The sequence below is a fragment of the Arthrobacter sp. NPDC056886 genome, assembly GCF_042788715.1.
Lineage (GTDB): Bacteria > Actinomycetota > Actinomycetes > Actinomycetales > Micrococcaceae > Arthrobacter.
Map to the genome: position 1 here is coordinate 248,159 of NZ_JBHUBT010000009.1, position 19,162 is coordinate 267,320.

Below are 19,162 nucleotides of genomic sequence, written 5' to 3' on the forward strand. Positions count from 1 at the left end.
CCTCATTTTACGCCCGACGGCGAGAAATGACCCGGGTGGGGTGCCGCGAAAAGGGACCTAGCGCAGGGACTTGTCGTCAGGGTTTCGGGGCACCACATAGGTGCTGCCGTCGGGGCGGTGCAAGGTCTCCCACTGTTCAGTTTCAGCCTGCCGCATCGCCAGAAGCCGCCTGTTCTGGTCGGTCATCTCGTGGCCGAGTGAACTGCGGTTGGCCGGGCCGAACACGGCCCGGAACTTCCCGGTGGCCCGCATGAATCTCTCGACGGCGTTTTCCTTGGCCATGACTATCCTTTCCTGGGAACAAGACAATGCTTCCAGTGTACGCTAATCATTAGTGCACTAATCATTTGAAGGAGACGGTGTGACCGAAAGAACCCCAGCAATCCAGGACCGGCACGCCGCGCCGGGCGTGCATGACCTACAGGCAATGCAGGACGCCCAGGCAGCACAGGACGACCTCCTCTTGGAACAACAGCTCTGCTTCGCCCTGACGGTGGCCTCCCGAAGCGTGGTGGGCGCCTACAAACCCGTCCTGGACAAGCTCGGCCTGACGCACCCGCAGTACCTCGTCATGTTGTGCCTTTGGGAAGCGAGCCCACGGTCGGTCCGTGACATCAGCGACGCGCTGGCCCAGGAGCCGGCAACCATCTCGCCGCTGCTGCGCCGCCTCGAAACTGCCGGTTTCATCACCCGCCAGCGGATGGAAGGAAACGAGCGCACCCTGGACGTCCGGCTGACGCCGCGCGGAGCCGCCCTTAGAGAGCAGGCCACCGAAGTCCCTGGCATCATGATGGCCCGGCTGAAGTTGACCCGTGAACAGGTCGGCCAGCTGCACACGTCCATGATGGACCTGATCGCGGCCACACGGCCAGGCCCGGACAACGCGCCCCGGCGGTAGACTGGGCAAAAAAGAGGAGGACTGCTGATGCGCACGCAATCGGGCCGCCCGGCACTTGCCCTGGCGGCCGTCCTAATGGCCGCGGCCGCACTGGCCGCCTGCACGCCGAACGGCGGGCCCACGCCGTCCCCCTCCCCCGGCACGACGACGGGCGCCCCCACCAGCCCGGCGCCTACAGCCCCTTCCGGCTCCCCTTCGCCGGACACAGAGACGACGTCCCCGGCACCGTCACCGTCTGCTGTCCCGCTGCCGTCCGGCCCGGGACAGGGCAACGCCGAGCTCGCCATCATGATCAAGCCGACCGAAACCGGCACCGCGACCAACTTAACGCTCGTCTGCCAAAACGGGGTTCCCGCGGCCGAAAGCCAGCATCCCAACGCCGCCGCAGCATGCATCGCCATCAAGAACAACCCGGCCATCCTTAGCCCGGTTCCGGCTGGCAAGGACCGGATCTGCACGCAGCAGGCGACCGTGCAGCAGGGGGCCGGACAGCCGGCGATTTACGGCGGCCCAGAGGTGGCAACGGTCACCGGCGTCGTGGACGGACATCAGGTTCAGGCGACCTACAGCCAAAAGGACGGCTGTGAAATCGCCGCCTGGAACGCCGCCAAGGATGTTCTGGGCTCATCCGGCGGGGCGAGCTAAGCCCTTGCACCTCCAGCAGGAAGAGTGGCTGCCACGCCAGGCCGCCCACCAGCAACGCGTCCGCCGCTATGCGGATCCGTACCTCGAGCGGCGCTCCGCCGGCCGGAAACACCCAGTGGAGGACTTCCTCTTCACCTACTACACGCAAAAACCCGGCCAGCTGCTGCGCTGGCACCCGGGCGCCGGCGTCGTGCTCTCCGGCCCCGAGGCTGCGGCGCGGACCGGATGGAAGTATTACCGCGCGGCCGACGCCGCCCAACTTGCGGCCGCCGGGCTGCCGGCAGAGTCGCCGGCGGTGACTGTCGACGTCGGCGCCTTCCTCAGGGACCGACGGGAGGCGCTGCAGTTCGCCGGCATCATCCTCGGCGGGACCGCCGCGCGGCCGGCCCAGTTCGGCTGCTTCGGGCTGCACGAGTGGGCCATGGTCTACCGGCAGGACAAATTCGACCTCCGGCACGAGTACCTGCAGTTGCGGCTGGGCTCCGGGCGCACCGACGAGGTGGTGGAGGAGAACCGGATCCGGTGTTCGCACTTCGACGCCTTCCGCTTCTATACGCCGGACGCCGTTCCGCTGAACAGCATGGTTCCCAGCAGGGAGAACCAGCGGGCCATGGAGCAACCGGGCTGCCTGCATGCCAACATGGACCTCTACAAGTGGGCCTACAAGCTTTCCCCGCTGCTGCCCAGCGAGCTGGTCATGGACTGCTTCGAACTGTCGTGGCGGATCCGGGCCATGGACATGCGGGCGTCGCCCTATGACCTCGCCGACTGGGGGTACCCGGCCATCCGGATCGAGACACCGGAGGGCAAGGCCGAATACGTCGACTATCAGCGGGCGTTCGCGGCCGAGTCCCAGCAACTCCGGGAGCGGCTCCTGCACGAGCTGACGCCGCTGCTCAACGCCGCGGCCGCGACCGCCCCCACCACCGGAGGCCGGCACCCGGAGCCGGACAACCGCCTGAAGGGACCGACATGACAGACCCAGCCAGCCCCCAAAACGCCCGGCACGACCCTCACGACATCGATCTGACCATCCGCCTCACCGAGGCCCCCGGCGCCCCGGAATACACCTTCAGGCTGGAAGCCGGCGACGGCGCCCCCTCCGCCGCATCCACTCTGCCCGATCCGGCCGCCGCCCTCGAAGCCGTCCGGCGCCACGGCGAGGCCATCTTCTTCCCCAAGCCGGGGCCGCCGCGGCTGTGCACGCAGCAGTACGGCGGCCCGCAGACCGCCGTCGTGACCGGCTGGTACCTCGGACGCGAGGTCAACAGCCGCTTCAGCCGGACCGACGGCTGCGAGATCGCCCGCTGGCGCGCCATGGCGCCGCTGCTCGGCGGCATAGCCGGGTCCACTGGCGCCATCTGACGCTTCCGGGCAAGGGCCGCCTGGCCCCGGCGGCCTAGACCGTGCAGGCACGGTCTCCCCGGGTCTGCGCCCCATACCAGCCGCCTGGCCCCGGCGAATTAAACGGCAACGGCCGGCGGTGTGTGCCGCCGGCCGTTGCCGTTTCTTGGTGATTCTGCCTAGCTGGGATCCACTAGATGGCGTTGTTCGAAGCGAAGGACCGATCGCTGTTCTGGAACTTGCCCTGCTCCTGCTTCACCTTCTTGCCCTTGTCCTTCTTGTCCTTGTGACCGGTGTCGCCATCGGCGTTGTCATCCGGACCGTCGTTGGAGTCCTGGTCCTCCGAAGTCGGCGGGACCACCACGGCGCCCGCCGGGGATACCAGGACCGAGACGAACGTGGGATCGCTGGCACCGGCGAAGGTGACCCGGCCGATGTACGACCCGGTCTCCAGACCTGCCCAGTTCAGCGTGACCTTGCCGGCCTTGCCGTTGGCGAGCCGCAGCGGGTTCGGGTTCAGCGAAGCCTTGCCCACCACCTTGCCCAGCACGGCAGCGTCGACCGAGGCCTTGGTGGGCTGGTTGTTCGGGCTGGCGTACAGGTTGGCGTAGATCGTGTACTTGCCCGGGGACGGGTTGGGGATGGACACCGATTCGCTGGCCGAGGACGTCGCGACCGTCAGCGGGCCTTCCGGGGTCATGACGTACATGTCGAAGTCAGCGTTCGGATCCGCGGAAATGACCGAGAACTTGGCCAGCGGGGATCCCGCCTCGACCTGGACACTCTTGACAACGTTCGAGGCATCCTGGCCGCCCGTGAACGGGCCCGGGACGAGTTCGACGGCCGTGGAGTCGGCCTTCGAGAGACCGTCGAGGGTCATGTTGATGGGCGAGTTGGTGCCGGAGACCACCTTGATGGCGCCGGAACCGCTGCCGCCCTGGGAGGTGAAGGCGACATCGGACAAGGCCACAGCCGACTGCGGACGGACCGCGATCGGCGACGCCACGTTCTTATTGGCGCCCTGCCAGGTCAGCGAACCGGTCGCGAACTTGCCCAGGGGTGCGCCCTGGTTCTCAAAGGAGACCTTGAACGAACGCTTTTCACCGGCGGCGCTGAAATTCAGAACAGCCGGGGTCACGCTGACCTTGATGCCGGGAACATTGAACTTGGCCTTGTAGACCCCCGGGGTCAGGGCGGTCAGCGTGCGGGTGACCTCGATCTTCCCGGCCAGGTTGCCCAGGGCGAAGGAGGGAAGGTTCATGTCCCGCGGCTTGATGGTGCCGATCCCCGGGATCCTGACATCGAAACCCGTGCCCCGGGCGAACGCCAGGTAGTCCTCCGTGGTGGCGTCGTAGACCAGGCCCGGATCCAGCACGCGTGCCGGGTCCACCTGGCCCGCACCGGTGGCAAAGACATCGGTGTTCTTGGAACCGTCGGCGTTCTTGACGTCGCTGGTGGTGGTCATCATCGCGGACTTGACCGTCGCCGGGGACCACATGGGCTTCTTGGCCAGGATCAGCGCGCCAAAGCCGGCCACGTGCGGGGACGCCATGGAGGTGCCGGAGAGGAAACCGAAGTTGTCTCCGCCCGTGCCGATCGGCGAAACACCGGCCAGCACGGCCACGCCGGGCGCCGCGACGTCGGGCTTCAGGAGGTCGGAACCGGCAGCCAGCAGCGGGCCGCGGGAGGAGAACCCGGCGATCTGCGGCTGCGCCTCGAGGGGCAGGCCTGTGGTGTCCTTGCTTACCAGGGAAACCGTGATGGCCGGGTTGGCGGCTACCTTGGCCTTGATGGCCTCGGTGGCGGGCGGGTTCACGTGGACGGTGGGGACCGCGTGCTTGTCCGTGTCCAGCGAGGAGTTGGTCAGGTTGACGAGGATCATGCCGACGCCGCCGCCGCGCTTGACCTCGGCGCTCTTTGCGACTCGGTCAACGACGCCGCGGTCGCAGACCACAACCTTGCCGGCGATCTTTGCCGGATCCAGCGAGCCGTCGCCGCACAAGGCCGGGCTGGTGCTCCCGGCGGCTGCTGCGTTGGCTGCCAGCACAACGCCGGCGTTGGATACCTGGCTGTTCATGATGCTGGCGCCGCGGTATTTGCTGCCGTCGGAGAACTCGACGGTTCCCTGCAGTTCCTGCGAGAAGCTGGTGGCGGCGACCGTGGTCAGCCAGGGTGCGCCGTGGTTGACGGTGCTGGCGGTCGGGCCGGAGTTGCCGGCGGAGACGGCGACGAAGATGCCTGCCGACGCGGCGGAAAGGAATGCCATGGAGACCGGGTCCGTGGTGGTGTCCGTGGCGCCGGAGATCGAGTAGTTCAGGACGTCCACGCCGTCCATGATGGCCTGGTTGACGGCATCGATGGCCGCTGACGAGTAGCAGCCGCCGGAGTTGGGATCGTTGTCTTCCCAGCAGACCTTGTAGATGGACAGTTTCGCGGCCGGCGCGATGCCGCTGGTCTGGCCAAAGCTCCGGCCGTCAACCGTGGCTTCGACGTCGGCGTTTCCGGCAGCCGTGCTGGCGGTGTGGGTTCCGTGGCTGTCAGCGTCGACGGGAGACAGCCGTTCGCCCGGAGCCCAGTCTTCCGGCGGGACAGTTTCCGCGAAGGCGTCGCCGAAGTAGCGGGCGCTCAGGACCTTGGAGTTGCAGGCGGTGCCGTCGAAGTCGGTACCGGTCTGGCACTCGCCCGTGAAGAGTTCGCCGTCGGATTTAAGCATCTGGATCTTGCCGTCCGCGTTGCGGTACGGCACGCCAACAACGGGATCTCCGGTGAGCGGCTTGACCGCCTGGCCGGCGAAGTAGGCGCTGGACGGAGTGTACCCGGTGTCGATAACACCGACCACGACGCCCTTGCCGGCAGCGTCTTTGCCGCCGAACTTGGTGTTCCACGTACCGTTGGGCCCGCTGAGCTTGAGGAAGTCGGTGCTGGAGTAGTCGGGTGCGTTCTCCGTGTCCGGCGCGACCAGCAGGACCGAGGGGTTCTTGGCCAGCTTCACGGCCTGGTCCGCCGTCAGCGTGGCGCTGAAGCCGTTGAGCGCTGCCGTGAACTGGCGCTGCATCTTGACGCCCTGCTGGCCGGCCACCTGGGCCTGCTTCTGTTCCAGGTGCGCCTTGTACTGCTTGACTTCAGCCCTGCTGGCATCCAGCTTCTTGCCGGCCGCAGGCTTGGTGGCCGCCAAGCCTGCCGTCCCGCCGTCGTACGTTGCGGACGGCTTTTCCGCCAGGACCACAATGTAGCGGCCGTCCTTGTAGTTGTTCGGATCAACATTCTTCTGTGCGACGCCGGCTACTGCCGGGCCTTGCGCCGGGGCCGCGTTGGCGGGGGCGATCGCGATGCTGGACAGAAGAACCGGCAGGCCCAGGGTCAGTGCCGCGGCCCTCCGTAGTCCCCCGCTTCGAAGGAAGCTCTTTCCTGGTGATGTCACGAGTGTTCGAACCTTTCGTAAAGGAACGGCCCGGTTCAATGCCGGGCCCAGCGGACTGGCGGGAACTCACTGGGCGGTCGCCCGGCCTGCCCCGACGGATACCAGCCGATTCATACAGTACAGACTGAGAGCGAGATATGACATAGACCACAACGAGGTTTTTGAAATTTGTCACGCGACACGACATGATGCGATGCCGGCGCCGCTGAACTGCGTCAATTGGGGCGGCCGGCCCGAGCTGGCACGTACCCCCTGCGGCGCCCCAGCGCCGGAGGACGCGAACCGCCCGACGGCCCACCACTGGCCAGCTGGCGGCTACCGCCGGCCTACTTTCGCGGGGTCCGGACGACGTCGCTGATCCATGCACGGGTCTTCTCATCCAGGGGACCGGCCACCTTGCTTGCCCTCGCCGCACGGTCGGCCTTGATCTTCTGCAGCACCATCCGGCCCAGCCCGGCGAACACTGCGACAGCCACAACAGACAACACCACGGATTTCGGTTTCTCAGCCATGCGCACATCCTACTGACCCGCGGCAGCCCGGACCATAGGCCGCAGGCGCCCCGGCCGCGGCATTTCTCCAGTTCAAGGACGTGCCCATGCGGCCGGGTTCACACTCCCAGCCCGAATACGGCCGGACGCTCCGGGGCCGGTAGAATGGGCATGCAAGCTCGCGGAGCGCCCTTTCACGTTGTGTTCACAAAGCAGTCCTCAACACACAGCGGATCGGCGTGAGACGGCACCACTCCGCTGCGCCCTTACCCAACGCTCACGCACAGGAGTTGCCGGATGCCCCGGATCGTTGTCGACGTCATGCCCAAGCCCGAGATTCTGGACCCGCAAGGGAAGGCCATCGTCGGTGCTCTGCCCCGGCTGGGCTTCACCGCTTTCAGCTCTGTCCGCCAGGGCAAGCGCTTTGAACTCACGGTCGACGGCGAGGTGACCGAGGAGATCCTGGCACAGGCCCGCGACGCCGCGGAGACCCTGCTGTCCAACCCGGTGATCGAGGACGTCGTCAACGTCGAGGTCGTTGAGGCCTGAGATGACTGAACTACCCCTGATCGGCGAGGCTGTCGCCGTCGCTGCGCACCCCAGGCTCACTGGTGCGAAGATCGGCGTCGTCACCTTCCCCGGCACCTTGGACGACCGCGACGCCGCCCGTGCGGTCCGGCTGGCCGGCGCCACCCCGGTGGAGCTCTGGCACGCCGGCACCACCCTGGGCGACGTTGACGCCGTCGTGATTCCCGGCGGTTTCTCCTACGGCGACTACCTTCGCGCCGGCGCCATCGCCCGCTTCGCGCCGCTGATGTCCAAGATCATCGACGCCGCCAATTCCGATGCCAGGCTGCCCGTGCTGGGCATCTGCAACGGTTTCCAGATCCTGACCGAGTCGCACCTGCTGCCCGGCTCCATGATCAAGAACGATCATCTGAAGTTCATGTGCCGGGACCAGGTCCTGCGCGTGGAGAACAACACGACGGCCTGGACCGGGGACTACGCCGCCGGCCAGGAAATCACTGTGCCGCTGAAGAACCAGGACGGCCAGTACATCGCCGACGAGAAGACGCTGGATGCGCTCGAGGCGGAAGGCCGCGTCGTGTTCCGCTATGTCGGCTTCAACCCGAACGGCTCCCGCCGCGACATCGCCGGCATCTCCAACGCCGCAGGCAATGTGGTGGGCCTCATGCCGCACCCCGAGCACGCTGTGGAGGCCGGCTTCGGCCCCGAACTCGGCTCCGGCACCGAAGGCCTCGGGTTCTTCACCTCTGTCCTGAACAAAATCGTGGGAGACAACAAATGACGGAGACACCCGCAGTGGCGGCGCCCGCGGAGACCACCCGGAAGTTCAACATCGACACGGTCGAGCACGCGGCCAAAACGCCGGACACCGAGCTCCCCTGGGCCGAACTGGGCCTGAAGCAGAACGAGTTCGACGAGGTGGTGAAGGTCCTGGGCCGCCGCCCCACCGGCGCGGAACTCGCCATGTACTCGGTGATGTGGAGCGAACACTGCTCCTACAAGTCCTCGAAGAACCACCTGCGCCAGTTCGGCGACAAGGTGACCGAGGAAATGAAGAAGGACATGCTCGTTGGCATCGGCGAAAACGCCGGTGTCACCAACCTGGGCGACGGCTGGGCCGTGACGTTCAAGATCGAGTCCCACAACTCGCCGTCGTTCGTGGAGCCCTACCAGGGCGCCGCAACCGGCATCGGCGGGATCGTCCGCGACATCATCTCCATGGGCGCCCGCCCGGTAGCGGTGATGGATCCGCTGCGCTTCGGCGCCATTGACCACCCGGACACCGCCCGCGTCATGCACGGCGCCGTCGCCGGGATCGGCGGCTACGGCAACTCGCTGGGCCTGCCCAACATCGGCGGCGAAATGGTCTTCGACTCCGTGTACCAGGGCAACCCGCTGGTCAACGCACTCGCCGTCGGCGTGATGCGCCACGAGGACATCCGCCTCGCCAACGCGTCCGGCAAGGGCAACAAGGTGGTGCTGTTCGGCGCCCGCACCGGCGGCGACGGCATCGGCGGCGCCTCCGTGCTGGCCTCGGAGTCCTTCGATGACACCAAGCCCTCCAAGCGCCCTGCGGTCCAGGTGGGCGACCCGTTCGCCGAGAAGGTCCTGATCGAGTGCTGCCTGGAGCTGTTCAAGGGTTCCCTGGTTGAGGGCATCCAGGACCTTGGCGCTGCAGGCATTTCCTGCGCCACGTCCGAGCTCGCCTCCAACGGTGACGGCGGCATGGAGGTCGAGCTGACCTCGGTCCTGCTGCGCGACCCCACCCTGACCCCGGGCGAAATCCTGATGTCCGAGTCGCAGGAACGCATGATGGCCGTGGTCACCCCCGAGAACATCGCCGCGTTCGAAGCGGTCATGGACAAGTGGGCCGTGGAGTACTCCTGGCTGGGCGAGGTGACCGACACCGGCCGCCTGATCATCACGTGGGAAGGCGACGTGATTGTCGACGTCGACCCCCGCACCGTGGCCCACGACGGGCCGGTCTACGACCGCCCGTACGCCCGCCCCGAATGGCAGGACGCCGTCCAGGCCGACTCCTTCACCGGCTCCGTGCAGGACACCGGCCGCCCCTCCGCCCCCGCGGACCTGGCCGCAGCGATCACCGAACTCGTCGCCTCGCCGAACATGTGCGACAAGTCCTGGATCACCAAGCAGTACGACCGCTACGTCGGCGGCAACACCGCCATGGCGTTCCCGGACGACGCCGGCGTGGTCCGGGTGGACGAGGAAACCGGCCTGGGCGTGGCCCTGGCCACCGATGCCAACGGCCGCTACACCTACCTCGACCCGTACCACGGCGCGCAGTTGGCGCTGGCCGAGGCCTACCGCAACGTCGCCACCTCCGGCGCCGTGCCGATGGCCGTCAGCGACTGCCTGAACTTCGGCTCCCCCGAGGATCCCGACGTCATGTGGCAGCTGGCCGAAGCCATCCGCGGCCTGTCCGACGCCTGCATGGTGCTGGGCATCCCGGTCACCGGCGGCAACGTCTCGCTGTACAACCAGACCGGGACCACCCCCATCCACCCCTCCCCCGTGGTGGCGGTGCTGGGCAAGTTCGACGACGTCGCCCGCCGCACGCCGTCGGGCTGGAAGGAAGACGGCCAGGCCATCTATCTGCTGGGCACGACGGCGGCAGAGCTGGACGGTTCGGAATGGTCCAACATGCGCGGACACCTCGGCGGCCTGCCGCCCAAGGTTGACCTGGAAGCCGAGCGCGAACTGGGGCAGATCCTGATCAACGCCTCCCGCGACGGCATGGTGGATTCCGCCCACGACCTCTCCGAAGGCGGCCTCGCGGCGGCCCTCGTGGAGTCGTCCCTGCGCTACGGCGTGGGCGCCCGGATCGCACTGCAGGACGTCCTGGACCGAGACGGCGTGGACCTGTTCACGGCGCTGTTCTCCGAGACCCAGGGCCGCGCCGTCGTCGCTGTGCCCCGTTCGGAGGAAATCCGCTTTACGGACATGTGCACCGCCCGCGGCTTCGCGCACGTCCGGATCGGTGTGGTGGATGCCGAGGGCGGCACGCTGGAGATCAACGGCGTCGAGACCATGAGCCTCGACGCACTCCGCGAAGCCCACGAGGCGACCCTGCCGAAGTACTTCGGCTAATCCCCACCGCCGCCCTAGCCTCGCAAGCTCGGCCAGGGAACCCTGGCGGCGTGGGCCCACCCGCTCCTCGGTTCCATCGATTGCTCCGCAACTGCCGTTTTGAACCCTCAGAACGGCAGTTGCGCAGCAATCGTTCGTTAACGGCGAGGCCGCCAGCCCGCCTGCAGGAGTGCGGCCCGGACCTTGGCCACCGCGGCTTTGGCATCACCGTTCATGTGCCGCTTGGAGATCCGAACCTCGGTCCAGCCGAGGGCCGTTTATTTCTCCGAACGGGCGATGTCCCGTACGATCTGCCCCTCGTCACCGTGGAGTTCGCCCTCGTACTCGACGCCGATTCTGTGTTCCCGATAGGACAAATCGGGTTTGTGGTGCCGCGTTCCGGCATCGTCGATGATCGGCACGTTCAGCTCGGGTTCCGGGAGACCGGCCCGGACTATGGCTAGCCGCAGCAAGGACTCCTGCGGCGAATCCGAGCCCACCCGGATGAGGGCGATGGCTTCCTTGGCCTTGCGCAGTCCGCGCTTTCCCTTGTGCCGGTCGATCATCCGCTGCAGGTCCTGGAGACTGCAGAGCGGCATGTCTCGGCCTTCGAACTCAGGCCTGGGCACCCGAACGCAGCTGTCGCCGGCCACAACGAGTTCGTCCACGGTCAGCATTTCAGCCAGATCCAGCCAGGTCCGCTCCGGGGTGGTGATGGGAATCCCGTCCAGCAGGGTGATCTCGTCGTCGTAGAGCTTCATCCGGTGAACGATGACATGTGGCCGGTTGAGATGGGCCGCGCCCTCGGGCCTGATCACGTGGTACATCGGCGGTGCCTCCTTTTGTTGCCGCGCCGGAAGCGAACCAAGCTCCGCCGCGGTGAGGTGCGACGCGGCGCATCGCTCATTGACCTCAATGAAAGGCCGCACGCGCACGCTCAAGGGAAGCCCCGGCGTCGCGCTTTGCACGCGGATTCCCCTGCCCAGCGCGGCGAGCGAGCGGTGCCGGAGCCGTTTTGGCGACACTCCGGCCTCTGCCGCTTCGGTGACAGTGAAGGGACGTCCCTGGAGTTCGCCGGGCAACGGGCGCGCGGTTTTCATGGCCTCATCAGACCAGTTCGGCGCCGGCGCCGCAGAAGTTATCCACAACACCCATCGGTTGCTCCATAAGTGCCGTTATGGGGCCTCAAAAGGGCACTTATGGAGCAATCGACGGGGTTTAGGGGGCAGTCGAGGGGGTTAGTCGTCGCTGCGGAGCTCCCGCTGCCGGGCGCTGAGGAGTTCGAGTTCGGGCCGGGCCGCAACGAAGCGTTCGACGGCGGTGAGCACGTCCACGAGGTGTGCCCGGTCAGCGGCGACCAGGCCGGCACCTAACTGCGTGCGCCGGTACTGTTCGTGGTCCCCGACCTCGGCCACGGAGACATCAAAGCGACGCTTCAGCTCCGCCAGCAGCGGGCGCACCACCGAGCGCTTCTCCTTGAGGCTGTGAACGTCGCCCAGAAGGATATCGAATTCGATCCATCCGATCCACATGCCCTAAGCCTATCCATTGCTCCCCAACGGCCCTTTTGAGGCCTCAAAAGGGCGGCTACGGAGCAATCGACGGGGTTTGGGCGGGTCAGGACGGGGTTAGATGGTGAGTTCGCCCATCCGGTCCCAGCCTTCGCCGTCGAGCTGGCGGCTGATGATCCGGGGCGTTTCGGTCAGCGCCTGCGGCATGGCCGCCATGGCCTGCTTGAAGTGGGCGCTGTTGACGTGGTCTCCGGCGGCGTCGTCCTTGAAGGCCTCAACGAGGACGAATTCGTTGGGATCCTCCACGCTGCGGGACCAGTCGAACCACAGGTTCCCGGGCTCCTGGCGGGTGGCCTGGGTGAATTCGTCCACGAGTCCCAGCCAGCGCTCAGACCAGTCCGGCTTGACCTTGAATTTGACGACGATGAAGATCACGGGCTGTTGCCTTTCATTCGGATTTCCGGAGGTTCCATTCTTGCAGGCGGTCATCTTGCAGGCGGTCAGGCCGGTCAGCAGGCCTTGATGGCCTCGCGGGCCAGTTCCTGCTGCCGCGGGGTGCCGATCCGGTCGGCCCACTGTTCGGCGAGCTGGAACTCCACCATGGCCTCAGTGCAGCGGCCGGCGTCGTGCAGCGTCCAGCCGAGGTTGTTGTGCAGGGAGACTATCCACCGTTTGGTCCGCTCATCGTGGACCGTGGAGGCATACTCCAGCGCGCTCCTGGTCCAGGTCTCGGCATGTGCGGAGTCGGCAATGGCGAGCATATGCAGCGCGTCCACGGCCAGGAATTCCTCGCCCAGGTGGTCCGCGAGTTCGGCGGCCTGCTCAAAGAGCGGCACGGCCATCCCGGGGTGACCGCTGGAATTGAGCACCCGCCCGCGTTCCAGCAGTACGCGGACGGCGACGGTGGGCTCGTCGGCGTCGACCGAATCCAGCAGGGCGTCGGCTTCCTCGTAGCGGCCCTGCAGCCCGATGGCCCGGCCCAGCTGGGTGGCGAGTTCGGCGCGTTCGTCGGCGTCGTAGCTTTCATCCGCGGCGGCCGCCCGGAAACGGGCTTCGGATCCGGCGGGGTCGTCAAAATCCCACAATTGGTCAAGGGTCTTCTGTTCCAGCATCCAGCTGCTCCTGCTCAGTTTTCACCTGCGGCCAGTTCGTGTGCACTCCCAATGTATCGGCAAGTGACATGCCTTTGCGCACGTCTCGCGAAGGCGCTGCCAGCCGCGTAAAACCAGTTGGACGGCCTGCTGAACGCCGTGATTTTGACGAACACCCGGCCCGCGGCGTCGATCTCCACTTCGAACGCTTCCTCGCCCCGCACGGGATGACCCGGGAGCGTGCCGTACCCGAACCCGGCCCGTTGCGGCCCGCCGCCGGACACCGGCCGGCGTACCCACACCACCTCGCAGGGGGCGTTGATCCGGAAGGGCCCGACGCCGAATCCGCTCACCACGCGCGCGCCGGGCACGACGGCATCGGAGTCGGTGCGGACGCGCAGCCCGGAGCGTTTCTGCAGCTGCCAGGTCAGGATCCCCTGCGCCACCCGCCGGTACAGGGCAGGGCCGTCGCCAAGGTACGTCCGGTACACCAGACAGGGAAAGCCTTCCGGAGCCTGCCCGTGCTCGGTGGAGCCAATGCCCGGATAGTTCAGCTCGGCCCGCGCGCCGGATGCGAGGCGGGCGGCGTCAGGGTCGCCGCTCATGTGTCCTCGCCCCTCGCCAGTCCGGCCCAGCCCAGCTGCTCCCGCTGCTTTCGGCTGAACGATGCGACCACCAGGTCATAGGAATCCTCCACCATGTCCCTGATCATGTCGTCCGGCAGCGACCCGTCCAGCCGGACCCCGTTCCAGTGCGTCTTGTTCATGTGCCACGCACCGGTGATTTCCGGATGGATGGCCCGGAGCTGTTCGGCCAGGGCCGGCTCGCATTTGAGGCTCACGGACCAGTCCGCCGGGTCCATGGCGGACGCCGCGAACATCTTGGCGTCCTGCCGCGCGCCGCCCGCCACGGCGGCCCGCACCTTGAACACGGATGTTTCCGGGCCGAAAGGAAAGTCCTCGAAGGCGCCGGGGAAGCTCAGGCAGATCTGGCGGAGGGTGGCAACGTCCATGGCACGAGCCTATCCGGCTGCGGCCTACCCGGCCTGCCCGGCAGACCCGGCAGCGCGGGCATCGCCGATGCTGTGCAGCCCTTCCGGGGTGGTGCCGTTGACTTCGTAGTCGCCCACGGTGCGGGCCTTGAACACGGCGGGGTTGTGGGTGGCGACGGTCCGGGCGTTGCGCCAGTGCCGGTCCAGCGACTTGGACTGCGACGTGGCGGACGCCCCGGTCACGTCGAAGAGCTGCTGCGCCGCGGACTGGACCAACTCGGGCACCAGCAGCTGGGCCTTTTCCACCGCGATCTCGCCGCGGACGTAGCGCTGGTCCGGGGTGAGATCCAGGTCCGGATCGGCGCCGGCGTCGAGCTCCCGGGCCGCGGCCAGCACCACGGACTCCGCCGCGAAGACCTTGGCGGAGAGCTGGCCCACCAGCTGCAGGATCAGCGGGTCGCTGCGGAACAGCTCGCCGGAACCGGTGTTGAACGTGCGCTTGCGGTCGCGGACCAGTATCCGGGCGTCGGCCAGCGCCGCCCGGCCGATGCCCGCCAGGACGGCGAGCAGGACCAGCTGGAAGAAGGCGGGCTCGTGCGTGGTGGATTCTGAGCGCCGGATGATGTTGGCGTCGGGAACGACGGCGTCGCGGAAGATGGTGGTGCCGGTGCCGGTCAGCTGCTGGCCGAAGCCGTCCCAGTCGTCGAGGATCTCTACCCCCGGCTGGGTGGTGCTGACCACGGCGTACTGGCGGCCCTCCACGCCCTCGGTGCTGGCCATGACGGCAATCCACTCGGCGAAGATGGTGCCGGTGGTGTAATACTTCCTGCCGTTGAGCAGCCAGTCCCCGCCGTCGCGCGTCAGCTTGGTTCCGGTGGTGCCGAGGACATTTCCGGACTTTTCCGTGGCTGCGTTTCCAAAGATCTCGCCCGCCACCACCTTCGGATACCAGCGGTTCCGGAACGCAATGGATTCCAGACCGACGGTTTCCACGAAGGCGAAGTGCGAGCGGTAGAGGTGGGCCACGGAGGAATCCGCCTCGGCGAGTTCGATGAGCAGCCGGAAGAAGGGCTCAAAGCCGATGCCGTCGCCCCCGTGTTCGGCAGGCACCCGCAGCCGCCCGAAGCCTGCCTCGTTCAGCCAGCGGACCTGTTCGAAGGGCAGGACCCGGTCCTGCTCGCGGGCGAGCGCCCCCTCGGCAATCCGGGCAAACACGGTCCGGAAACGCTGCGCCAGTTTCTCGTAGGCGGCGTCGGCCGAGATCTCAGCTGTCTTCAGTGCCCCGCTCATCGCGCGTCCTCCAAGGCGTTCTGTGCCTGCTCGGCCGTTGCCGAGTTGGCGGTGAAGGCGCCGCGGTAGCTGCGGGCCGGGTGCCGGTCATTGAGCCCGGCGCCGTTGTCGCCGGCGCCGAACAGTTTTTCGCGCAGGGTGCCTTCCGCGTAGTCCTGCTGGGCCAGGCCGCGGCGGCGCAGCTCCGGCAGCACGTGTTCGATGAAGTCGGTGTACGAATCCGGAATCAGCTGGTTGATGATGTTGATGCCGTTCACCCCGGCGTCCTGCCACTCCTCGAGGCGGTCCACGATCTGTTCCGGGGTCCCCAGGACGCGGTGGGCACGGCTGCGGAAATTGGCCACATCACGCAGGGTCGGATTGCCTCCGGGAACCGATTTGCGCAGGCTGTCCAGGTGCCCCTGGGTGCCTTCGGTGTGGAACTCGCCCAGCGGCGTATCGAGATCCAGGCCGCCAAGGTCCACCCCGGCCCCGCCGCCGATGTGGGCTATCAGCGCCCCGGAATCCAGGTACTCGTCCAGTTCCGCGGCCTTGCGGGCGGCTTCCGCCTCGGTGCTTCCGACGATGAAGTGGAGCCCCTGGAAGAACTTCACGTCCCCGGCGAGCCGCCCGGCGGCGACGGCCTGCTGCCGCACGGACGCCGTGTATTCGGCGGCGGCGGCCGGGTTCGGGGACAGCATGAAGGTGGCCTCGGCATGGGCGGCGCAGAACTGCTGCCCGCGCCCGGAGCTCCCGGCCTGGAACAGCACGGGTGTGCGCTGCGGCGAGGGTGCGGACAGGTGCGGCCCGTCAATGGAGTACCGGTGGCCGCGGTGGTAGATCTTGTGGACCCTGTCCGGATCCGCATGGATGCCGTTCTCCTTGTCCTGGACCAGCGCGCCGTCGTCCCACGACCCCTCCCACAGTTTGTAGGCGGCCGCCACGTATTCGTCCGCCCAGGCGTAACGGTCATCGTGGGCCACCAGGCCGTCGCCGAAGTTCCGGTGCGCATTCTCCGCCGCGCTGGTCACGATGTTCCAGGCCGCACGCCCCTGGGAGAGATGGTCCAGGGTTGAAATCTGCCTGGCGAACTGGAAGGGGTGGCTTTGGACCACCGAGGACGTCGCCGCCAGGCCGATGTTGCGCGTCGTGGCGGCCAGCGCACCGAGGAGAATCAGCGGGTCATTGGCGGGCACCTGCATGCCGCGCCGCACGTGCGGTGCCCAGCCGCCGTCGTCGTTCCCGTACAGTCCCACCACGTCGGCGAAGAACATCACGTCGAACTTGGCGTCCTCCAACTGCCGGGCCAGGCTGGTCCACAGCTCAAGTTCGTTGAAGCGGTGCTGCTGCGCCGCCGGATGTCGCCATTGGCCGCCCATGATGTGGCTGGTGGTGTTCATGACGAAGGCGCTCAGCAGCAGCCTGGGCCGTCCGTCCGGGTGTGCAGTGTCAGCGGTGGCCATGGGGCCCCTTTCCTTGCAATGTAAAAATCATGGCAATGCGAAATTCATGAAAAAGGTGTGGTCAGCGCACGACGGCGGGTTCCCGGCTTTCAGCGGCCGCTTCGGCACGTGCCTCACCCGGAAGTTCGGTTTCGCCAAGGGCGCGGTCCTTCGTCTCCGGTGCCTTGAGGGTGGCCACGATAGTGATGGCGGAGACGGCGAGGAAGTAGACGACCACCCAGACCGGATTTCCGCCGCCGGCGGCCAACAGGGCCGTGGCGACCAGCGGTGCCAGCCCGCCGCCGAGCACCGAACCGATCTGGTAGCCGATGGACACACCGCTGAAGCGGACGCGTGTGCTGAAAAGTTCCGAGAAGAACGCCGCCTGGGGGCCGTACATCGCGTCATGCCCGATGTTGAGGCCGACCACGACGCCGAGGATGATCAGCAGGATGTTGCCCGTGTCCAGCAGCCAGAAGAACGGAATGATGGCTGCAGCGCTGGCCACGGCGCCGAAGAGATAGACGGAACGGCGGCCGAACCGGTCAGACAACGCGCCCCAGAGCGGCACGGTGACAAGGCCCAGCGCCGACGCGATCAGGACTGCCGTTAGGCCGGTATTGCGGTCGGTGCCGGACACCTGGGTCAGGTACGTCAGGATGAACACGGTATAGACGTAGTAGAAGGCGTTCTGGGCGATGCGGAGGCCCGTGGTCAGCAGGATCTGACGTGGGTGGGTCTTCAAACTCTCCAGCACCGGACGGGCCGCAACGCTCTGGACGGACTGGACGTGCTTGAACTCCGGGCTGTCCTCGACGGAAAGGCGGATGACCAGGCCCACGGCCACCAGGACCAGGCTCGCAACGAAGGGCACGCGCCAGCCCCATGCCAGGAACTGCTCATCGCTCAGCGAGTTCTCCAGCACCAGCAGGACGCCAGTGGCCAGGAGCATGCCGGAGGTTGGGCCGAGCTGCGTGGCGCTGGAAGTCAGCCCGCGCTTTTTGGGGGCCGCGTGTTCCACGGTCATGAGGGCGGCACCGGCCCACTCGGCCCCGTAGCCGATGCCCTGGATCACGCGCAGGAGGAGGAGCAGGGCCGGCGCCACCCAGCTGATCTGGGCGTAGGTGGGCAGGAGCCCGATTGCGGTGGTGGCCAGCCCGGTCAAGAGCAGCGAGGCCACGAGGACAGATTTCCGGCCGATCCTGTCGCCGTAGTGGCCGCCCAGCACGCCGCCGATGGGCCGGGCAACGAACCCGACGGCGTAGGTGGCGAACGCGGCAATCGTGCCCACCAGGGGGTCGGCCGGGGCGAAGAACAGGGGGCCGAAGACGGTCGCCGCGGCGAGGCCGTACAGGACGAAGTCGTAGCCCTCAATGGTGGTGCCGATGAAGCTGGCGACGGCCACCTTCCCGGTCATTTTCTGCGGGCGTGTTTCAGTACTCATATGCGGTCTCCTGGCGTATGCCGGGAAAGCGCTGCCTCCGCGATTCAGGCTGACAGGGCCGGAAATCCGAGCGGAAGACGGCGCCTTCTCCATCGGTCCTGGCGGTAGCACCGTCCTCAACGAGGGGGTTGCTGCGGCGTCACGGAGCCAGATCTCTCAGCCGCTCGGGATGGTTACGAGTCCATCTCACACGGCCAGGCGGGGATACGGAAAAAGCCGGTCACATTTTGTAACCGACTCTTCGCTATCTGTTGATCGTGTTTCCCTGGGCCGCTAGAGGCCCACGCGCCATCCTTCGCGGGCGGGGCACTCGTTGACGACGACGTCCAACCCGGCGGCCTTGGCGCGTTCCACCGCGGCGTCGTCGAAGACGCCCAGCTGCAGCCAGACGGCCTTGGCTCCAATGGCAATGGCCTCGTCGATGACGCCCCCCACCTTCTGGGAGTTGACGAAGCAGTCCACGACGTCGAGGGGGTGTTTCGCCACGGGGATCTCCGCCAGGGAGCGGTACCCCTTCTCGCCGTGAACGTCGTCTCCGGGCAGGTTGACCGGAATGATTTCCATGCCCATCCGGTCCCGGACATACAGGGAGACCTCGTACGCCGAGCGCCACTGGTTGGTGGTCAGGCCGACCACCGCCCACGTGCCTTTGGTTCGCATGAGGCGGTCAATGACTGCCGGATCGTTAACGTGGGCCATGCATCAACCTTACTCCTGCAACCTTTCCGGGTAATCATCGAATAAATGACTGATTCCAACGGCCCCGGGCCGCCGTGAACGAATATTACAGCGCGGGAGGCGCGGATTTTGTGGAATGCTGCACTTCAGTTCTAGTAGGTAGTGACCATCCCGAGCGGCCGAGAGACCTGGATCAATGAAGCCGCAGCAACCCCCGGTGACGTGAGACGACCATTCCCACGGAGCTGTTCCTCTCTCTTTCGATGAAATTCGAGGGAACTGGAGGAACCAAGGGTGCTACTGCCAGGACCGATGGAGT

Annotated in this window: 20 protein-coding genes and 1 riboswitch; of the genes, 7 read left to right on the forward strand and 13 right to left on the reverse strand. The window is 66.9% G+C overall.

The window, feature by feature from the left end:
- Window positions 1-57 precede the first annotated feature (57 nt).
- A complete protein-coding gene (locus ACFRJ8_RS16950; protein ID WP_229996176.1) occupies window positions 58-282 on the reverse strand; it encodes a hypothetical protein in 225 nt (74 codons plus the stop codon).
- A 145-nt stretch (window positions 283-427) separates the two neighbouring features.
- Here ACFRJ8_RS16950 and ACFRJ8_RS16955 point away from each other — a divergent pair, with 145 nt between their 5' ends.
- The 4 genes from ACFRJ8_RS16955 to ACFRJ8_RS16970 are packed head-to-tail and all read left to right on the forward strand — an operon-like array spanning window position 428 to window position 2,908.
- Window positions 428-898, forward strand: a complete 471-nt coding sequence (locus tag ACFRJ8_RS16955) for a MarR family winged helix-turn-helix transcriptional regulator (RefSeq protein ID WP_377987345.1) — start codon at window positions 428-430, stop codon at window positions 896-898.
- Window positions 899-925: 27 nt separating this feature from the next.
- Window positions 926-1,543 (forward strand): serine protease inhibitor, encoded by a 618-nt coding sequence (locus ACFRJ8_RS16960; RefSeq protein ID WP_377987311.1) that lies wholly within the window; start codon window positions 926-928, stop codon window positions 1,541-1,543.
- Entirely contained in the window at window positions 1,512-2,519 is a 1,008-nt protein-coding gene (locus ACFRJ8_RS16965) for a 3-methyladenine DNA glycosylase (RefSeq protein WP_377987312.1), read from the forward strand. Before ACFRJ8_RS16960 ends, ACFRJ8_RS16965 begins: the two co-directional genes overlap by 32 nt.
- Complete coding sequence (locus ACFRJ8_RS16970; protein WP_377987313.1) at window positions 2,516-2,908, forward strand: serine protease inhibitor; 393 nt, start codon at window positions 2,516-2,518, stop codon at window positions 2,906-2,908. The genes ACFRJ8_RS16965 and ACFRJ8_RS16970 overlap by 4 nt, the downstream gene beginning before the upstream one ends.
- A 172-nt stretch (window positions 2,909-3,080) precedes the next feature.
- On the opposite strand, the gene ACFRJ8_RS16975 is transcribed toward ACFRJ8_RS16970, so the two are convergent.
- Both ACFRJ8_RS16975 and ACFRJ8_RS16980 read right to left on the reverse strand, forming a co-directional pair.
- Window positions 3,081-6,251 (reverse strand): S8 family peptidase, encoded by a 3,171-nt coding sequence (locus ACFRJ8_RS16975; protein WP_377987346.1) that lies wholly within the window; start codon window positions 6,249-6,251, stop codon window positions 3,081-3,083.
- Window positions 6,252-6,634: 383 nt separating this feature from the next.
- Window positions 6,635-6,820 (reverse strand): hypothetical protein, encoded by a 186-nt coding sequence (locus tag ACFRJ8_RS16980; protein ID WP_091564988.1) that lies wholly within the window; start codon window positions 6,818-6,820, stop codon window positions 6,635-6,637.
- A gap of 276 nt (window positions 6,821-7,096) precedes the next feature.
- On the opposite strand from ACFRJ8_RS16980, the gene purS reads away from it, so the two are divergent.
- Genes purS through purL form a run of 3 tightly spaced genes read left to right on the forward strand, consistent with a single transcriptional unit; the run spans window position 7,097 to window position 10,438 of the window.
- A complete protein-coding gene (purS, locus tag ACFRJ8_RS16985; protein ID WP_018776110.1) occupies window positions 7,097-7,348 on the forward strand; it encodes a phosphoribosylformylglycinamidine synthase subunit PurS in 252 nt (83 codons plus the stop codon).
- Window position 7,349: 1 nt separating this feature from the next.
- Window positions 7,350-8,108 carry a phosphoribosylformylglycinamidine synthase subunit PurQ gene (gene purQ / locus ACFRJ8_RS16990; protein ID WP_377987314.1) on the forward strand — a complete coding sequence of 253 codons (759 nt, stop codon included), beginning with the start codon at window positions 7,350-7,352 and terminating at the stop codon, window positions 8,106-8,108.
- Entirely contained in the window at window positions 8,105-10,438 is a 2,334-nt protein-coding gene (purL, locus tag ACFRJ8_RS16995) for a phosphoribosylformylglycinamidine synthase subunit PurL (protein WP_377987315.1), read from the forward strand. The genes purQ and purL overlap by 4 nt, the downstream gene beginning before the upstream one ends.
- Window positions 10,439-10,695: 257 nt before the next feature.
- Here the strand turns inward: purL and ACFRJ8_RS17000 are convergent, their stop codons facing one another.
- The 10 genes from ACFRJ8_RS17000 to ACFRJ8_RS17045 form a co-directional block, all read right to left on the reverse strand.
- Window positions 10,696-11,517: a hypothetical protein gene (locus ACFRJ8_RS17000; RefSeq protein WP_377987316.1), complete on the reverse strand. Its 822-nt coding sequence runs from the start codon at window positions 11,515-11,517 to the stop codon at window positions 10,696-10,698.
- A gap of 138 nt (window positions 11,518-11,655) precedes the next feature.
- Window positions 11,656-11,949: a DUF503 domain-containing protein gene (locus tag ACFRJ8_RS17005; protein ID WP_277528016.1), complete on the reverse strand. Its 294-nt coding sequence runs from the start codon at window positions 11,947-11,949 to the stop codon at window positions 11,656-11,658.
- A 96-nt stretch (window positions 11,950-12,045) separates the two neighbouring features.
- A complete protein-coding gene (locus ACFRJ8_RS17010) occupies window positions 12,046-12,363 on the reverse strand; it encodes a putative quinol monooxygenase (RefSeq protein WP_377987317.1) in 318 nt (105 codons plus the stop codon).
- Window positions 12,364-12,437: 74 nt separating this feature from the next.
- The gene (locus tag ACFRJ8_RS17015) at window positions 12,438-13,040 is read right to left on the reverse strand and encodes a hypothetical protein (RefSeq protein WP_377987318.1); all 603 of its coding nucleotides are present in this window, start codon (window positions 13,038-13,040) and stop codon (window positions 12,438-12,440) included.
- Window positions 13,041-13,054: 14 nt separating this feature from the next.
- Window positions 13,055-13,624, reverse strand: coding sequence for a DUF1990 family protein (locus ACFRJ8_RS17020; protein ID WP_377987319.1), 570 nt, complete (start codon window positions 13,622-13,624; stop codon window positions 13,055-13,057).
- A complete protein-coding gene (locus tag ACFRJ8_RS17025) occupies window positions 13,621-14,031 on the reverse strand; it encodes an MmcQ/YjbR family DNA-binding protein (RefSeq protein ID WP_377987320.1) in 411 nt (136 codons plus the stop codon). The genes ACFRJ8_RS17020 and ACFRJ8_RS17025 overlap by 4 nt, the downstream gene beginning before the upstream one ends.
- A gap of 24 nt (window positions 14,032-14,055) precedes the next feature.
- Window positions 14,056-15,300 carry an acyl-CoA dehydrogenase family protein gene (locus ACFRJ8_RS17030; protein WP_377987321.1) on the reverse strand — a complete coding sequence of 415 codons (1,245 nt, stop codon included), beginning with the start codon at window positions 15,298-15,300 and terminating at the stop codon, window positions 14,056-14,058.
- Window positions 15,297-16,742: an NtaA/DmoA family FMN-dependent monooxygenase gene (locus ACFRJ8_RS17035; protein WP_377987322.1), complete on the reverse strand. Its 1,446-nt coding sequence runs from the start codon at window positions 16,740-16,742 to the stop codon at window positions 15,297-15,299. The genes ACFRJ8_RS17030 and ACFRJ8_RS17035 overlap by 4 nt, the downstream gene beginning before the upstream one ends.
- A gap of 61 nt (window positions 16,743-16,803) precedes the next feature.
- Window positions 16,804-18,165 carry an MFS transporter gene (locus ACFRJ8_RS17040; RefSeq protein WP_377987323.1) on the reverse strand — a complete coding sequence of 454 codons (1,362 nt, stop codon included), beginning with the start codon at window positions 18,163-18,165 and terminating at the stop codon, window positions 16,804-16,806.
- A gap of 86 nt (window positions 18,166-18,251) precedes the next feature.
- Window positions 18,252-18,341, reverse strand: a riboswitch (SAM riboswitch).
- Between the two features lie 97 nt (window positions 18,342-18,438).
- Window positions 18,439-18,864, reverse strand: coding sequence for a CoA-binding protein (locus ACFRJ8_RS17045; protein WP_377987324.1), 426 nt, complete (start codon window positions 18,862-18,864; stop codon window positions 18,439-18,441).
- Between the last annotated feature and the right edge of the window lie 298 nt (window positions 18,865-19,162).

What these genes read in the sequence shown, in the direction of transcription:
- ACFRJ8_RS16950 (WP_229996176.1), bottom strand. Translation starts at nt 282, where the DNA reads ATGGCCAAGGAAAACGCCGTCGAGAGATTCATGCGGGCCACCGGGAAG.
- ACFRJ8_RS16955 (WP_377987345.1), top strand. Translation starts at nt 428, where the DNA reads ATGCAGGACGCCCAGGCAGCACAGGACGACCTCCTCTTGGAACAACAG.
- ACFRJ8_RS16960 (WP_377987311.1), top strand. Translation starts at nt 926, where the DNA reads ATGCGCACGCAATCGGGCCGCCCGGCACTTGCCCTGGCGGCCGTCCTA.
- ACFRJ8_RS16965 (WP_377987312.1), top strand. Translation starts at nt 1,512, where the DNA reads ATGTTCTGGGCTCATCCGGCGGGGCGAGCTAAGCCCTTGCACCTCCAG.
- ACFRJ8_RS16970 (WP_377987313.1), top strand. Translation starts at nt 2,516, where the DNA reads ATGACAGACCCAGCCAGCCCCCAAAACGCCCGGCACGACCCTCACGAC.
- ACFRJ8_RS16980 (WP_091564988.1), bottom strand. Translation starts at nt 6,820, where the DNA reads ATGGCTGAGAAACCGAAATCCGTGGTGTTGTCTGTTGTGGCTGTCGCA.
- purS (WP_018776110.1), top strand. Translation starts at nt 7,097, where the DNA reads ATGCCCCGGATCGTTGTCGACGTCATGCCCAAGCCCGAGATTCTGGAC.
- purQ (WP_377987314.1), top strand. Translation starts at nt 7,350, where the DNA reads ATGACTGAACTACCCCTGATCGGCGAGGCTGTCGCCGTCGCTGCGCAC.
- purL (WP_377987315.1), top strand. Translation starts at nt 8,105, where the DNA reads ATGACGGAGACACCCGCAGTGGCGGCGCCCGCGGAGACCACCCGGAAG.
- ACFRJ8_RS17000 (WP_377987316.1), bottom strand. Translation starts at nt 11,517, where the DNA reads ATGAAAACCGCGCGCCCGTTGCCCGGCGAACTCCAGGGACGTCCCTTC.
- ACFRJ8_RS17005 (WP_277528016.1), bottom strand. Translation starts at nt 11,949, where the DNA reads ATGTGGATCGGATGGATCGAATTCGATATCCTTCTGGGCGACGTTCAC.
- ACFRJ8_RS17015 (WP_377987318.1), bottom strand. Translation starts at nt 13,040, where the DNA reads ATGCTGGAACAGAAGACCCTTGACCAATTGTGGGATTTTGACGACCCC.
- ACFRJ8_RS17020 (WP_377987319.1), bottom strand. Translation starts at nt 13,624, where the DNA reads ATGAGCGGCGACCCTGACGCCGCCCGCCTCGCATCCGGCGCGCGGGCC.
- ACFRJ8_RS17025 (WP_377987320.1), bottom strand. Translation starts at nt 14,031, where the DNA reads ATGGACGTTGCCACCCTCCGCCAGATCTGCCTGAGCTTCCCCGGCGCC.
- ACFRJ8_RS17030 (WP_377987321.1), bottom strand. Translation starts at nt 15,300, where the DNA reads ATGAGCGGGGCACTGAAGACAGCTGAGATCTCGGCCGACGCCGCCTAC.
- ACFRJ8_RS17035 (WP_377987322.1), bottom strand. Translation starts at nt 16,742, where the DNA reads ATGGCCACCGCTGACACTGCACACCCGGACGGACGGCCCAGGCTGCTG.
- ACFRJ8_RS17040 (WP_377987323.1), bottom strand. Translation starts at nt 18,165, where the DNA reads ATGAGTACTGAAACACGCCCGCAGAAAATGACCGGGAAGGTGGCCGTC.
- ACFRJ8_RS17045 (WP_377987324.1), bottom strand. Translation starts at nt 18,864, where the DNA reads ATGGCCCACGTTAACGATCCGGCAGTCATTGACCGCCTCATGCGAACC.